We start from the raw sequence: 15218 nt of genomic DNA, 5'->3' as shown, positions 1-15218 counted from the left end.
GAGAGAAAGGCCCACCCCCGATGTCCCGCCTCGACCCGGGCTCCACCATCTGGTTCACCCTCAGCATCGACGGCGAGAGCCTCGGCTACTTCAACGGGTGCGAAGGGCTGTCGTCGCAGGTGGAGATCGAGCACCGGCAGGAGGGCGGCAACAACGGCTTCGTATGGCAACTCCCCACCCGCGTCACCTTCTCCACCATCCGGCTGACCCGCCCGCTCACCCCGGACACCTCCAAGGTCGCCAAGTGGATCTCCTCCGTGCAGACCGGGATCAGGCGTCCCACGGGGCAGATCGCGGCGCTGCGGGCGGACGGCTCGGAGGTCGCGCACTGGGGACTCATCGACGTGCTGCCGGTGAGCTGGCAGGGGCCGTCCCTCGACCCGGCGGGGCCCGCCGTCGCCACCGAGGTGCTGGAGATCGCCCACCACGGGTTCACGGACTAGACGGCGCGGGCGGGAGACACACCATGGCCACCAGCAAAGGCGCGGGCAAGAGCCTCGTCCGTGCCAGCCTCGCGATTCATGAGCCGCCCGTCGGCGGGAGTACCACCCCGGGCGGGCTCATCAAGACCTTCTCCTTCGACTTCAACCCGGCACAGCTCTCGCTCACCCGCCGCGCCCAGTGGAAGACGACCCCCGCACAGATCGAACGGGACGGCTCACTACCGGAGTTCATGGGTTCCGAGCCGCGCGAGATGAGCGTCGACATCTTCCTCGACTCCTCCGACGAGCCGTCCAGCAACTCCGTGCTGAAGAAGGTCGAGTCGCTGCTCGCCTGCTGCGATGTGACCACCAAGTCCATTGCCGCCAAGCAGCCTTCACCACCCTGGGTGGTGTTCCAGTGGGGGTCCTTCTCCACCGCCCGCTTCACCGCCTACGTCTCCTCCGTCGAGGCCGCCTACTCGCTCTTCGGCACGACCGGCGTGCCCATCCGCGCCACCTGCCGGCTGCAACTGCACGAGATCCCGAGCAACACCAAGGGCCAGAACCCGACTTCGGGCGCGCTCACCGCGCGGCGCGTCCACCGGGTCGTAGCCGGGGACTCGTTGCAGTCGCTGGCCTGGCGGGAGTACGGCGACTCCGCCGCCTGGCGGGCGATCGCCGAGGCCAACGGGATCGACGACCCGACACGGCTCGCGAACGGTGTCGAACTCGTGCTGCCCGCCGCCGAGGAGGTGCGTGCCTGATGGTGAAGTCCGCGTTCTCCAACGTCGTCGAGGTGAAGATCGGCGGGGCCAAACTGCCGTCCGAGTACGCCCGTTGCCTCGTCGACAGCTACGTCGACCAGGGGGTTGGAGTGCCTGCCGCGTTCCGGCTCACCTTCCGGGATCCGTACCGGCTGATCCTCGGCAAGCTCGGGATCACCTTCGGGACGAAGGTCGTCATCGCGCCGGTCGCCGACGGACAGGGCGCCTCCGATCCGCTGCTCACCGGTGAAGTCACCGGACTTGAGGCCGACTACGACGGCACCGGCACCTTCACCGTCGTCCGCGGTTACGACTTCGGGCACCGGCTGCTGCGCCAGCGCCGCGTCGCCGCCTACCGCAACCAGAGCGCCTCCGACATCGCCCGCAAACTCGCCGCCCAGGACGGCGTCCCGATCGGACGGATCACCTCCACGCGCACGGTCTACGAGTTCATCTCCCAGTCCAACGTGACCGATTGGGACTTCCTCGCCCGGCTCGCGGACGAGAACGAGATGGTCATGTCGGTCGACGCCGACGGCAAGTTCCAGTTCGTGGAGCCGAAGCCGTCGTCGGGTGCGCCGTCCCCGGACACCGACGGTGACAAGAGCCCGTTCGTGCTCCAGGCCGGGCACGACATCCTGCGGCTGCGCGCCGCCGTGACCGCCGCCGATCAGGTCGGCAGCGTAGAGGCGCGCGGGTGGGACGTCACCACCAAGAAGAAGCTCACCGCCACCTCGCCCGGCACCTCCAACCCGGCCATCGGCATCGGCACCACCCCGGGCGCGGCGGCCGGCAAGTTCAAGACCGCCAAGCTGGTCGAGACGGGCACGCCCTACGACAAGCAGAACGAGGTCAAGTTCGCCGCCGACGCCCTCGCCGACGACGTGACGTCCTCGTTCGCCGAGCTGGAGGTCGTCGCCCGCGGAAATCCCAAGCTGCGCCCGGGAGTTCCGGTCGCGCTCTCGGACGTGGGCACGCCCTTCGAGGGCAAGTACACGGCCACCTCGGTACGGCACGTCTTCGGCGACGGCAAGCACTACGAGACCTGGGTGACGGTCAGCGGACGGCAGTGGCGCTCGCTGTACGGGCTCGCCTCGGGCGGCTCGGAGACCGCGCCCCGGCTGCCCGGTGTCGCCAACGCCCTGGTGACGGATGTGAACGACCCGCTCAAACAGGGGCGGGTCAAGCTCCAGTTCCCGTGGCTCGACGACACCTACGTCAGCGACTGGACGCGGACCGTACAGCTGGGCGGGCTCGACGGCGGCGGGGTGTTCCCCATGGACGTCAACGACGAGGTGCTGGTCGCCTTCGACCGAGGGGCACTTGACCATCCGTTCGTGATCGGCGGGCTCTACAACGGCAAGGACAAGCCGACCGTCGTGAGCGATGTGCCCTTGCACGACGCCGTACGCAAGAAGGCGAGCCGGCACACTCTCTCCGACCGGGACGGCAACCGGCTGGACCTGCTCAGCCAGAAGACCGGCGGCCGTAAGCAGGGGGTTCGACTGGTCTCCGGGGACGAGAAGTTGACCATCAACCTGGACCGTACGAACACCGAGATCGTCGTCGACAGCAAGGGCACGGTCACCATCAAGGGCAGCCGGTCCGTGTCGGTCGAGGCCGGTACCGATCTCACCCTGAGCGCCCGACGCAGTCTCACCATCAAGAGCGGCGGGCCGCTGACGATGGAGGGGCGGGGGCTGGTCAACGTCAAGTCGACCACCGGAGCTGTCACGTTGGACGCGATGGGTGCCCTCAACATGAAGGCGATCGGCAACGCGATGCTTTCCGCGGGCGCGAGTGTCCAGATCAACTCCATCGCCAATGTGGGCATTCGGGCCGTCACCGTGCCGATCATGGGCGTGGTCACCCTCAACGGCCTGGTACCGATGGTGATTCCGGCATGAACGGCCCAACAGTCATGGAACAGGCGGGTGTTGGCTGATGGCCGAACAATTCGTTGGCTCCGGCTGGTCGTTCCCGCTGCGCATCGGGCCGACCGGCGGGATCGCGCTGGTCAGCGGGGAGCGCGAGGTCGAGGAGGCGATCCGGCTCGTGCTGTCCACGGCGCCGGGCGAGCGCCCGATGCGGCCCGACTTCGGCTGCGCCATCCACGACCTGGTGTTCGCACCGGTCAACGAGCAGACCGCGGGCCGTATCCAGCACGAGGTGCACGTCAGCCTCGACCGCTGGGAGCCGCGCATCGAGGTCGAGGACGTCGAGGTCACCGCCGGCACCGAGCAGAGCGTGCTCTACATCGACGTGCGCTACTCGATCCGCGGCACCAACAACCCGCGCAGCCTCGTCTTCCCCTTCTACGTCATCCCGTCCCACGACGAGCCGGACGACACCCCCGGTACGCCCGGCACGGCTGCTGAAAGCGACTACTGACCGATGGCTCTGCCCTCCCCGAACCTCGACGACCGCCGCTTCCAGCAGTTCGTCGACGACGCCAAGCGCTACATCCAGCAGCGCGCCCCGGAGTGGACCGACCACAACGTCTCCGACCCCGGCGTCACCCTCGTCGAGACGGTCGCGCACATGGCCGACCAGATCGTCTACCGCCTCAACCGGGTACCGGACAAGAACCACTTGGCGTTCCTGGACCTGGTCGGCATCACCCTCTTCCCGCCGTCGGCGGCCCGCACCGACGTCACGTTCTGGCTGTCGGCGCCCCAGGAGGAACCGGTCCAAGTGCCGCTCGGCACCGAGGTGGCGACGATGCGCACCGAGGGCGAGGAGGCGGTCGTCTTCGCCACCGAGCGCGAACTCGCCGTCGTACCCACCGCGTTGCGGCATCTCGTCGTGCAGCACCGGGGCAAGCAGGTCGTCGACCGGACCCACGACCTGGCCGAGGGCAACCACGTGATGTGCTTCGCCGAGTCGCCCGACCCCGGCGACTCCATGCTGTTCGGCCTCACCGCCGCCGTTCCGCACTGCGCCCTCGCCCTCGAACTCGACAGCCGAGTCGACGGAGTTGGCGTCGATCCCCGTCAACCGCCCCTGGTGTGGGAGGCGTGGACCGCCGACGGCTGGCAGGTCTGCGAGGTGGACCGTGACGGCACCGGCGGCCTCAACCGCCCCGGCGCGGTGGTCCTGCACATCCCCGGCGGCCACACCCTGTCCCGCAACGGCGGCCAGGAGGCCGGCTGGCTGCGCTGCCGCGTCACCGAACCCCACCCCGACCAGCCCTTCTACACCACGTCACCGACCGTCCGCTCCGCCGAGGCCTTCACCATCGGCGGCACCACCACCGTCGTCCACGCCGACACGGTCTACGACGAGGCACTCGGCGAGTCCACCGGCCTGCCGGGGCAGCGGCTGCGGCTCGCCCACACGCCGGTCGTCGGCGACAACCCGCCACTCCTCCTCCAGACCGCCGAGCACGAGGGCTGGACGGACTGGCAGGTCGTCCCGCACTTCGCCGCCTCCGGCCCGCAGGACCGCCACATCACCCTCGACGCGGCCACCGGCGAACTCGCCTTCGGCCCCGCCGTTCGCGAACCCGACGGCACCCTGCGCCAGTACGGCACGGTCGCCCCCAAGGGCTCGGTGATCCGCGCCCGCCGCTATCGCACCGGAGGCGGCCGGGCCGGCAACGTGGCCCGTGGCGCGGTGCAGATCCTGCGCAGCTCCATCCCGTACGTCTCCGAGGTGATCAACCGCGAGGCGGCGCGCGGGGGAGTGGACGGCGAGACCGTCCAGGAGGCCAAGACCCGCGCCCCGATCACCCTGCGCGCCCAGGAACGGGCGGTCACCCTCCGCGACTACGAGGAGCTGTCCCGCCGCGCCGCTCCCGAGACCGCCCGCATCACCTGCCTGGAGGGCGACGAGGGCGAGCACGGGGCCTATGCCGTACGGGTGTTGGTGGTGCCGCAGGCCGTACCCGACCCGGGCGGACGGCTCCGCTTCGAGCAACTCGTGCCCGGCGACGCCCTGTTGGAGCGCATCACCCGGCACCTCGACGAACGGCGGCTGATCGGGACCCGGTTGGCGGTCGGGCCGCCCTTCTACCAGGGCGTCACCGTGGTCGCCACGGTCCACGCCTTCCGGGGCGTCGACACCGACCGGGTGCGCCGCCAGGCCCACGACGCCCTCTACCGCCACCTCGACCCGCTCACCGGCGGAGCGGACGGCAAGGGCTGGCCGTTCGGGCGTCCCGTGCAGTCCGGAGAGGTCTTCGCGGTGCTCCAACGTGTGCCCGGAGTCGAGCTGGTCGACGAGGTCGTCCTGCACCCCGCCGACCCGCTCACCGGCAAGCGCGGCGACCCCACCGACCGCATCGACCTGGAACGGCCGTCCCTGGTGTTCTCCTTCGACCATCGTGTCCGCGTGATCGGAGACGGCGCGTGAACATCGTCGACTCCCGTCGAGGAGGCGTGCGTTGAGGGGATCAGTGGACGGCCTCGGCTCGTCCGCGCCGATCGGCGCGATGCTGCCCGCCGTGTTCGCCGACGACGACCTCGCCCAGCGTTTCGTCGCCGGGCTCGACGAGGTCGTAGCGCCGATCCTGAGTGTGCTGGACTGCCTGGACACGTACTTCCGGCCGTCGCTCGCACCGCTCGACTTCGTTCAGTGGCTGGGCGGTTGGGTCGGTGCGGAGACCGACGGCAGTGAGCCGGAGGCGCGGCTGCGGGCCGCCGTAGCCGCGGCCACGTACCTGCACCGTATCCGCGGCACCCGGCGCGGTCTGGCCGAGGCCGTCCGGCTCGCCTTCGGGGTCGAACCCGAGATCACCGAGAGCGGCGCCGCCGACTGGAGTGCCCGGCCGCTCGGCCCGGTACCCGGCGAACGCAGCCCCCGGCTGCACGTCCACCTGCGTCTGCCCGCGCCCACCACCCTGGACAGCCACCGCCTCGACGCCCTCGTGGCGGCGGCCCGCCCCGCCCATATGCCGTACACGGTCCAGGTCACCACCACCGTGCCCGCCGAAAGGAACCCCGAGAGATGACGACCACCCAGAGCTGCGCCGAATGCGGAACCCGCGCGGAACCGGGCCAGTCGTTCTGCGACGCCTGCGGGGCCGTCCTGAGCTGGACGGACCGCGCGGGCGCCCGCGCCGGGGCGGCGGCCGAACGCGGTGAGCGCAACAGCGTTCCGGCGCAACGGAGTTCGGCCGAGGACGACCCGGCGGCCCGACTCGACGCACTGTCCCTGCGGCTGGACGCGATGGCCGCCGGCTCGTACGACTCCGCCGGCTCGGGCACCGTGCCGGAACCGGAGAACGGCGACGCGTCCCACCCCGCGACCCGCCTGGACACGGACCCGGTGGTCGCCGCGGCGCCGCCCCAGACGCCGTACCCCCAGCCCTCCCCGACCCCCGAGCCCCACCTTCCCCACGACGGGACCGTTCCAACTCAGCCGGTGCCCGCCACCCCGCCGGAGTCCGAGGCCGAGCGGGCCCGGCGGCTGCTCGTCCCGGTCGACGACCCCGAGCCCCGGCAGGCGCCCTCCGTGGCGCCGGTGCTGCCCGGCCGCCCGGTGGCGGCGCGTCCGCAGACCGTGCGGGCACCCGGTGTCGAACCCGGCGCGGTCGGCGGGGTGCCCTGCCCCTGGTGCGCGACGGCGAACCGGCCGGACCGGCACTACTGCGCGCGGTGCGCGATGCCCATGGCCGGCGACGAGCAGGCCCCCGGCCGGCTGCCCTGGTGGCGGCGGCTGCTCACCTTCCGGAACGGCGAGATCCCGTGGGCGGGGGACCGGCCCCGGCTGCGCCGCACCTTCGACCGCGTGCTGACCTGGATCGGTGCCGCGGTCGTGCTGACCCTGCTGATCGTGCTGGCCGTCAACATCCCCCGCGGTGTCCAGGCCGCGAAGGACCACTTCGCCAAGCGCGCCCCCGTCTCCCCGGACCGCGTCACCGCATCCCGCTCGTTCCCGGGCCACAAGCCGGAGTTGGCCTTCGACAAGCTGAACAACACCTGGTGGGGGCCGGGTCTGTCGCAGTCCGGCGAGGGTCAGTGGCTGGAGGCGAAGTTCGACGAGCCGACGCGGCTGCTGGACGTACTGATCACCCCGGGTGTCTCCACCCGCGCCGACCAGCTCAGCCAGTCGGCGCTTCCGCACCGTATCGAGGCCCGGATCACCACGGCCGACGGAAAGACGACCACCCGCGAACTCAACCTCGACCAGGGGGCCGGAGCGCAGCGCCGGGCCTTCCGGGTCGGTGACGTCACCTCGGTGCGCTTCACCCTCGAGTCCGCCTACGGAACCTCGGGAAGCAAGCAAGTGGCCATCGCCGAGATCGAGTTCTTCGGCCCGTCGAACTCGGGCGGCTCCTGACCTACGGCGGCGGGAGCCTCAGGCGTAGTCGGTCGCGGGGACGGTGGCGTAGTGGCTCATCATCTCGATGGTCGACTCCGTGTTGAACTCCCGGCCGCCGGCGATCATGTCCCGCAGGTCACGGAAGTACTGCACGAACAGGTCGGGCGTGAAGGTGTTGATCATCACGGCGGGTTCGTCGCCGGGGTTGGCGAAGGTGTGCGGGGCGCCGGGCGGGATCATCGCGAGGGTGCCCGCCGGGGCGACGTGGACGGTCTCGCCGATGGTGAAGTGCACGGTGCCGGAGACGACGTAGAAGCCCTCGTCGTGCTGGCCGTGGCGGTGCTGCGGCGGGCCCTGGGTGTGCGGGGCGAGGGTGATCTCGCCGATGCCCAGGCGGTGGCCAGTGGTGCTGCCGTCCTCCAGGATGCGCATCTGGACCGGTCCAAGACGGATCCTCTCACCGTCGTCCGGACCGACCACGGAAACCTCGTTCATCTCGAACTCCCTTGTGCTCGCCGCGCGTTGTGCGCCCTCAGGACAGTAGGACAGTAGGCTGGCAATCCCCATCGTGCAAGTGCACTCTCATGACGAGAGTCGGTCGTGATAAAGTCCGGAAGGGACGGACGGCAGCGACGAGCGAAGACGGGGATGTGACGCACCGATGGCGACAACCCAGACGGACACGGGCCGCAGCAATCAGAAGAAGCGCACCCGTACGGCGATCGTCGACGCGGCCCGGGTGCTGATCGGCGCGGGCAGCGAGGTGACCATGCCCGAGGTCGCCCGCGCCGCCCTGGTCTCGGAGGCCACCGCCTACCGGTACTTCCCCGACCTGCCGTCCTTGATCGGCGAGGCCCTGGCCGGAGTCTGGCCCGACCCGGCCGAGGCGCTCCAGCCGGTCGCCGACTCCCGCGATCCGGTCGAACGGGTCGCCTACGCCTGCGAGTTCCTGCTGCGCGGCATCCTGGCCCGCCAGGGCGGGGTGCGCGCCATGATGGCCGCGACCATCGTCCGCCCCGACGCGGAGAGCATGCGGCCCGGGATCCGTTTCGGCCTCATCGACCACGCCCTCGCACCCCTGGACGGCACCCTCGGCGCGACCGACCCGGACGCGTTCACCCAGCTCAAGCGGGGCCTCGCCGTGGTCGTCGGCGCGGACGCCCTGTTCACCCTCACCGACCAGTTGGGGCTCACCCCCGACGAGGCCGTCGCCAGCGCCGTACGCACCGCGAAGACCTTGACGGAGGCGGCGGTGCGCACGGCGACGGCGGGCTAGCGCCGCCGGGCCCGAGACCACTCAACTGTCCTTCGCCGCCCGCCCGGTTGGGTCGCTCGCCAGCCAGTGGCCGTCCGTGGTCCAGCCGAGCAGCCGACGGGCCCGGCCGCCGTCCGCCGTACCGTCCGGGCCGAAGCCGCCGCCGTCCACGACCAGCCGCAGCCCCGCCAGGGCGGGCGCGAGACGCGCTGCCACCTGCGGGGGGTGACGGCCCGTCTCCGCGTCCAGGCCGCCGAGCACCCGCCCCTGTTCGACCGGCGGGCAGAGCGACAGATGGAACACCAACTGCCGCCAGGCGTACGCCGCGTCCTTGATCGTGGCGTACGGCCGCGGGTTGCCGTGCACCCGGCCCGCCAGCCGGCACACGGTCTCGAAACAGCGCCGCGCCAACTCGGCCCAGCCCGGCTCGGGAGCGATGCCCACCCGGTGGACCAGCGTGGCCAGATTGTGCGTGGTCAGGATCTGCGACTGCTCGATCACCTTGCCGTTCTCCGCCACCCAGGACCCTTGCGAGGCACCGGACTTCGATCCGGCGACCGGTGCCGAGGACGCCGCCCCGGCCCGCTCCGCGCACAGCCGCGCGAATCCCGGAGAGGTCCGGGACCTGTTCGAGCCGCCGGCCGCCTCGGCGATCGCCAGCTCACCGATCGCCGCGTAGTCGATGCCGTAGTACCGCTCGTACAGCGAACCGCCGAGCAACTCGCCCGCGATCCCGGCCGCCACCAGGAACTTCGGCCCGAAGGTGTCCATGAAGATGTCCGCGGCCAGCTCCTCCACCAGCGGAGCGCCCAGGCCCGACTGGCGGGCGAGCACGCCGAGTTCGCGTACGAGCGGGTTGGGCAGGATCGTCCCCGGGAACCCCTGCACGGCCAGCTCGCCCAACTGCCGCAGTACCAGGGCCGCTTCGGCCGAGCCGTCGCCCCGCTGTGCGGCCACCGCCCGCACCCACGGCAGTTCCTCGATGCGGACCTGCCGCTCCAGGTTGAGCAGCAGCAGTGAACGGCGGTTGCGGAACGCGCGGTAGTTCGCGGCCATCAGGGTCCGCAGCGCATCGTCGTCGTAGGCCCGTGCGCTGGTGACGGCGACCAGCTGCGGTACGAGCTCGGCGAGTACCTCGGACGACGGGACAACTCCCCGCTCCACCAGGACTTGGACCGGTCCACTCAGCGCGCCCTCGACCACCCTGCCGATCGCGGGCGGGAGTTGGGCGCCGGCGGGGACGCCGGTCTCCCGCTCCTCCGGTGCGGACACGGGGGCCAGTACGGGGGTGAGATCGGCGATGCCCGACTCCTGGGGCAGCGTGGCGAGCCGGCCCAACACCACCTGTGCCAGGGCGTGATGGGAGGGGATGGCGGCCTGGACCCCCTGCGCGCGCCGCAGTTCGGTGTGCGCGGGCGATCCCGGCAGACCGCGCCGCCGCACCATCGACGCGACGGCGTGCCGTAGCAGCCCGAGCCGCCGCGCGTCCAACTCCCGCCCGGCGACGGCCTCTTCGAGCGCGCCACGCAGAATGCCCAGGTTGCACTTCGGATTACGGTGCTTTCCGCAGCGGGTGTGCTCCTCGGCCAGCAGCCGGTAGCGGCTCAGCAGGGCGGCACCCCGCACCAACCAGGCCGCGTCGGGGGCGAGTTCGAGCGCCTGTCGGCCCTCCCCGTCCGCCGTCTCCAGCCAGTGCGCGAGCAGTTCGTCCCCGAACGGCTGCCATACGGCGAGTGCCTCGCGCTGCGCCTCCACGGCCGGGTTCGGGCGGCGCCGGACCAGCCTGTTCACGGTGTCGTCGACGGTACGGCGGTGCAGTGCGTCGGTGTCGTCCGGCGCGGGCCGGCCCGTCGACGGGCGCGGCAGGAAACGCAGTTGACCCGCGAACGGCTCCAACTCCGCGACCAGATCCAGCGCGGCGGCCGTCTCCCCGTGCCGCACCAGCCACGCCATGGTGAGCAGCGCGCCCTCCTCCGGCACGGTCACCTCGTACCGCCCGCTGTTCAACCGCCCCCACAGCCAGGTGAGTCCGGTGTCGGTGAGACAGTGCGCGAACAGCGCCCGCCGGTCCGCCGGCACACCGAACCGCTCCGCGAGCCTGATCTCGTACGGCTGGAGCGGGCCGCCCGCGCCCGGGGCACCGGTGGCGAAGCCGCCGCGTACCACCTCGGGGGTGATCCAGGCGGGAAACCCGGCCACCGGGGTGCGGGAACCGATCGTCAGCCGCCCGCCCGCCATCCCCGCGAGCACGGCACGCCAGCGCTGGGCGCGGCCCTCCGCGCGGCGGCGGGTGTCGGCGTCCTCGTGGGTCAGCGCGGTCGTGAAGGCCTTGGCCAACTGGCCCAGGGCGTAGCCGGGGGCCGCGGTGAGGTGCTGCTGCTCAGCGTCGTCATCCATAAGCCGACGTGGCGGGTTCCGCCCCCGCGCCCTCCGGGTCCAGAGCCCGGTGCTCTCCTGACTGAGCTACACGCCGATGAGCAGCGACGTTAGAGGTGGAACAGGCGGACGTACAAGTGGATTTCGGTCACGGCAGCTCCACGGCAGCTCCACGGCAGCTTCACAGCACCTTCCGGTGGACCAGCGCCGACAGCATCAACGCCCCAGGCAGCAACGGTACCCACACCGTCAGGACGCGGTAGCCGATGACGCTCGCCGTGGCCAGGTCCATGGGGGCGCCGAACGCGACCATCGTGAACACCGTCGCCGCGTCCACGGGACCGATCCCGCCGGGTGCGGGCACGGCGCCGACCGCGGTGCTGGCGGCGAGGAACGCGAGCACCACCTGCGCCCAGGACAGCGGCATGCCGAGCGAGGCCCCGACGGCGAAGATCACCGTCGCCTGCAATACGGGAGCGGCGGCGGCTCCGCCCCACAGGGCGAGGATCCGGCTGGGCATGGTGTGCAGCTGCCGTACGTCCGTCAGGGCGGTGCGGACGCAGCGGAGGACCGGGCTGCGCAGGCGTCGTACGGCGCACAGCAGGACGGTGACCGTGGCGAGAGCGGTCGTCAGGCCGCCGACGGCGAGGAGCAACGACCAGCCTCTGGGGGCGAGTTGGCCGAAGCGCAGCATCTCGGGGAAGGAGACGAGGAAGACCAGCAGCACGAGTGTCTTCGCGATCGGCCGGACGAGTGAGTAGAGGGCGAGCGAGGCGGTGGCGCGGGGGAGGGGGATGCCCTGGCCCTGGAGGAAGCGCAGCGTGACGGCGTGGGCGCCGATGCTGGCCGGCAGGGCGTGGTTCGCAGCGCCGGCCGCGAACTGCGAGGCGATCAGCAGACCGGTCGGCAGCCGGTCCGGCACGGCACCCTGGCGGACCAGGGCGGCGGTGCCCCAGCCGAGGCAGGTGAAGAAGAACGCGGCCAGCAGCCACCAGGGGTCGGCTGAGGCGAGCCGGGCGGTGCCCTCGTACATGGCACGCCAGTCGACCGCCGCCCACACCACGATCAGCAGCAGGGGCAGCAGGGTCAGGACCTTGGTGGCGAGGCGCGCGGCGGAGGGGAGTCGGAAGGGGACGGGGGCGGGAGTGGGGCCGGTGGTGGAGGCGGGGAGCGGCCCGGGGATCTCTTCGAGCGGAAGCAGGGACACGAGGCGAAACGTTCCCATCCGGTATGACGCGGTGGTGACCGGAAGCGGAAGGGGCGCGGGCGGCTTGACGACGCGCGTCATTCGTACCGCCCCCGGCGTCCCCGCCGGCTTCCGGTCACCCGGATCATTGCCTGAATCAACAATCCATCGGTTTGTTGACTTTAGGTTGAGCGAGCCATTTGAATTCCAGTATGACCCACGCCGAGCGTTCGTCCGCAGCCATCGCCCTCCCCGTCGACCTCGACGAGGCGGCCCACCGCTGTCTGGTCGCGGGCTTCGACGGCGCGACGACGGTTCCGGACACCCTCAAGCGCCTCATCGACCGCGGCCTCGGCGGGGTCATCCTCTTCACCCGCAACATCCGGGACGCCGGGCAGGTGCGCCGGCTCACCGACGAACTCCGCGCCCTGCGCCCCGACCTGCTCGTGGCCATCGACAACGAGGGCGGCGGCATCGGCCATTTGGTGAAGGCGGGCGCCCCGGACGTCCCCGGCTCCTACGCCCTAGGCGTCGTCGACGACCCGGCCCTGACCGCCCGGTGCGCCGACGCCCTCGCCGGCCACCTCGCGACCCTCGGCATCACCGCCTCGTACGCCCCCGTCGCCGACCTCCAGCACCAGCCGCGCAACCCGATCGTGCGCACCCGCTCCTTCGGCGCCGACCCCGAACTGGCAGCCCGCCACCTGCGCGCCTGGATCACCGCCACCGACGGACGCGGCATCGCCTCCTGCGCCAAGCACTTCCCCGGCCACGGCGGCACGATCACCGACAGCCACCACGGCCTGGCGATCGACCCCCGGCCCTACGACGAACTCCTCGTCGACCTCGAACCGTTCCGCGCCGCCGTCGCCGCGGGCGTCCCCATGCTGATGAGCGCCCATGTCGTCTTCCCGGCCCTGGACGCCAACCGCCCCGCCACCCTCAGCCGCCGCATCCTGGGCGATCTGCTCCGCCTCGACCTCGGCTTCGACGGCGTCCTCGTCAGCGACGCGCTGGAGATGAAGGCGATCGCCGACGAGTACGGCGAGGCGGCCGGTGCCCGGATCGCGCTCGCCGCCGGAGCGGACCAAGTCATCGTCGCCGTACCGGACTTGGCGGTCACCCTGGCCTGCCGGGACGCCGTCCTCGACGCACTGCACGCCCGCATGCTCGCGGAGGAGCGGGTCTGGGAGGCGGCCGGCCGGGTGCGGCGGCTCGCCGAGCGGTACGCGACGCCCCGCCGGGAGGTCGCTCCCTGGGACGCGGACGCCGGCCTTGAGGCCGCCCGCCGCGCCGTACGCACCCGGCCGCTGCCGCCGCCCGTGCGCGGCGCCCATGTCGTCGACCTGTTCCCGGCCCCGCACCCCGCCCTGAACTGGGGCGGCGAGGACCTTCTCACCGAACTCCGCGCCATCGATCCCACGGCCACCGGCACCGCACTCAACGAGGAACCGGCCGACCCCACCGCCCTCGCCGACGCGATCGGTGACCGCGGCGCACCGCTGGTCATCGCCACGTCCGACGCCGTCCTGCACCCCTGGCAGGCCCGGCTGCGCGACACCCTGGTGGCCCGGCGGCCCGGCGCGATACTCGTCGACACCGGCCTGCCGGAGGGCGGCACCCTCTGCTCCTACGGCCGCGGCCGGGTCAACCTGCGGGCGGTCGCGGAGGTACTGGCCGACGCGTGAGCGTCACGACAGGTGTACGACTTCCTTGATCCCGCGTGCCGCCAAGTACCCCTGGTCCTCGGCCCGTTCGGCCGGCACGACCGCCGGACGCAGGCCCTCCGCGCGCAGCCGCATCCACTCCTCGAAGTACGCGCCGCCCGGACCGGACACCGACCTGGTGCCCGGGGTGCAGTCCAACACCAGCGCGGTGTCCCGGAGTCGGACGGTGTGCGGCTCGGCGACGGCGGCGGCGAAGGCCTCGGCGATCGGCTTGGCGCGGCCCGCCGAGTCGAACAGGCCCAGCGTGTACTCGAGTTCGGGATAGTCGGCCAGCGAACGGTCCACGTCGTGCGAGCACCACCACGTCACACCCCACAGCCCCTCGCACTCGGCCGCGTTGCGCACGGTCGCGCGCGCGAACTCCGGGGCGTCGGCCGCCGGGATGTGCGGCTCCGGCGCACCCGTCTCCTGGACCCAGACCGGCCGGGCCGGGTCGGTCGCGTACGCCTTCGCCAACTCCGTTCCGTACTCGGCGAGATGGAGCACCTGCGGGGAACGCGGACCGTAGCGGCGGGCGCAGTCGCCCGAGAACACCCACGGATGCACGGTGGTCAGATCGCCCTTGCGTGCCGAGGCCTCCGGGGTGAACGGATGGTCGTCGCCGTACCAGGCGGCGTCGTACGCGGAGTGCGTGACCAGCCGGTCCGGCGGCAACTGCTCGCGGGCGGCGGCCAGCAGGGTGTCGAGATAGTGGTCCACCTCGTCCGCCGTCACCGGGTTGTGCTCCACCAAGTTGTTGAGCTCATTGCCGAGTTGGAGCCCGATCAGGTTCGGGCGGTCGGCGAGGGCGCCGCCCAGGGTGCGCAGCAGCTCCGCCTGGGCCGTGATCGCGTCCGGGTCGGTGAACACGTTGCGGTGATGCCAGCTGCGGGTCCACTCCGGGTAGAAGTCGAAGCTGGAGAGATGTCCCTGAACGCCGTCCACGAGGACGTCGAGGCCCGCCTCGCCCGCCAGGTCGACCAGGTGCACCAGCTGGTCCACCGCGCTCCGGCGGATCAGCGTGCGGTTGGGCTGGAGCAGCGGCCAGAGATGGAAGATCCGGACGTGATCGAGGCCGAGCCCCGCTATCTGGGCCAGGTCCTCACGGGCGTGCGCCGGGTCGAAGTCGTGCCAGGAGTGGAACCAGCCGCGGCGCGGCGTGTAGTTGACGCCGAAGCGAAGCGTAGGAATGGGATCCTCCCCGGGTCCGGTCTTGCCCTCCGTGAATGTATCAACCACCATAGT

The 15218-nt window shown here is 71.7% G+C and carries 13 protein-coding genes and 1 tRNA gene; 9 read left to right on the top strand and 5 right to left on the bottom strand.

Translation table 11 applies throughout. From position 1 onward, the window contains the following. Window positions 1-20: 20 nt before the first annotated feature. The 7 genes from ACQHII_RS12600 to ACQHII_RS12570 are packed head-to-tail and all read left to right on the top strand — an operon-like array spanning window position 21 to window position 7468. Window positions 21-443, top strand: a complete 423-nt coding sequence (locus ACQHII_RS12600; RefSeq protein WP_019071368.1) for a phage tail protein — start codon at window positions 21-23, stop codon at window positions 441-443. Between the two features lie 23 nt (window positions 444-466). Next, on the top strand, window positions 467-1186 hold the full coding sequence (locus ACQHII_RS12595) for a peptidase M23 (RefSeq protein ID WP_427919396.1): 720 nt from the start codon (window positions 467-469) through the stop codon (window positions 1184-1186). Beyond that, a complete protein-coding gene (locus ACQHII_RS12590; protein ID WP_427919395.1) occupies window positions 1186-3093 on the top strand; it encodes a VgrG-related protein in 1908 nt (635 codons plus the stop codon). The genes ACQHII_RS12595 and ACQHII_RS12590 overlap by 1 nt, the downstream gene beginning before the upstream one ends. A gap of 37 nt (window positions 3094-3130) precedes the next feature. Beyond that, entirely contained in the window at window positions 3131-3577 is a 447-nt protein-coding gene (locus ACQHII_RS12585; RefSeq protein WP_362974273.1) for a GPW/gp25 family protein, read from the top strand. A gap of 3 nt (window positions 3578-3580) precedes the next feature. Further along, complete coding sequence (locus ACQHII_RS12580) at window positions 3581-5539, top strand: putative baseplate assembly protein (protein ID WP_427919394.1); 1959 nt, start codon at window positions 3581-3583, stop codon at window positions 5537-5539. A gap of 31 nt (window positions 5540-5570) precedes the next feature. Continuing rightward, on the top strand, window positions 5571-6137 hold the full coding sequence (locus ACQHII_RS12575) for a phage tail protein (RefSeq protein WP_427919393.1): 567 nt from the start codon (window positions 5571-5573) through the stop codon (window positions 6135-6137). Beyond that, the gene (locus tag ACQHII_RS12570; protein WP_427919392.1) at window positions 6134-7468 is read left to right on the top strand and encodes an NADase-type glycan-binding domain-containing protein; all 1335 of its coding nucleotides are present in this window, start codon (window positions 6134-6136) and stop codon (window positions 7466-7468) included. The genes ACQHII_RS12575 and ACQHII_RS12570 overlap by 4 nt, the downstream gene beginning before the upstream one ends. Window positions 7469-7486: 18 nt before the next feature. Here the strand turns inward: ACQHII_RS12570 and ACQHII_RS12565 are convergent, their stop codons facing one another. Then, window positions 7487-7945 carry a cupin domain-containing protein gene (locus tag ACQHII_RS12565; protein ID WP_427919391.1) on the bottom strand — a complete coding sequence of 153 codons (459 nt, stop codon included), beginning with the start codon at window positions 7943-7945 and terminating at the stop codon, window positions 7487-7489. A gap of 166 nt (window positions 7946-8111) precedes the next feature. Here ACQHII_RS12565 and ACQHII_RS12560 point away from each other — a divergent pair, with 166 nt between their 5' ends. After that, complete coding sequence (locus ACQHII_RS12560; RefSeq protein WP_427919390.1) at window positions 8112-8726, top strand: TetR/AcrR family transcriptional regulator; 615 nt, start codon at window positions 8112-8114, stop codon at window positions 8724-8726. Window positions 8727-8747: 21 nt separating this feature from the next. Here the strand turns inward: ACQHII_RS12560 and ACQHII_RS12555 are convergent, their stop codons facing one another. The 3 genes from ACQHII_RS12555 to ACQHII_RS12545 all read right to left on the bottom strand — a co-directional run bounded on the left by ACQHII_RS12555 (window position 8748) and on the right by ACQHII_RS12545 (window position 12288). After that, window positions 8748-11102, bottom strand: a complete 2355-nt coding sequence (locus tag ACQHII_RS12555; RefSeq protein ID WP_427919389.1) for a hypothetical protein — start codon at window positions 11100-11102, stop codon at window positions 8748-8750. A 3-nt stretch (window positions 11103-11105) separates the two neighbouring features. Continuing rightward, a tRNA-Gln gene (locus ACQHII_RS12550) sits at window positions 11106-11178 on the bottom strand. Window positions 11179-11262: 84 nt separating this feature from the next. After that, window positions 11263-12288 (bottom strand): lysylphosphatidylglycerol synthase transmembrane domain-containing protein, encoded by a 1026-nt coding sequence (locus ACQHII_RS12545; RefSeq protein WP_427919388.1) that lies wholly within the window; start codon window positions 12286-12288, stop codon window positions 11263-11265. Window positions 12289-12479: 191 nt separating this feature from the next. On the opposite strand from ACQHII_RS12545, the gene ACQHII_RS12540 reads away from it, so the two are divergent. Further along, complete coding sequence (locus ACQHII_RS12540; protein WP_427919387.1) at window positions 12480-13955, top strand: glycoside hydrolase family 3 N-terminal domain-containing protein; 1476 nt, start codon at window positions 12480-12482, stop codon at window positions 13953-13955. A gap of 3 nt (window positions 13956-13958) precedes the next feature. Here ACQHII_RS12540 and ACQHII_RS12535 read toward each other — a convergent pair whose 3' ends face one another. Further along, a complete protein-coding gene (locus ACQHII_RS12535) occupies window positions 13959-15215 on the bottom strand; it encodes a glycoside hydrolase 5 family protein (protein WP_427919386.1) in 1257 nt (418 codons plus the stop codon). Window positions 15216-15218: the final 3 nt, after the last annotated feature.

Source organism: Streptomyces sp. cg40, assembly GCF_050320165.1.
Taxonomy (GTDB): Bacteria; Actinomycetota; Actinomycetes; order Streptomycetales; family Streptomycetaceae; genus Streptomyces; species Streptomyces hokutonensis.
Note: the sequence above shows the minus strand (reverse complement) of the source record. Positions and strands in the feature narration are given on the sequence as shown.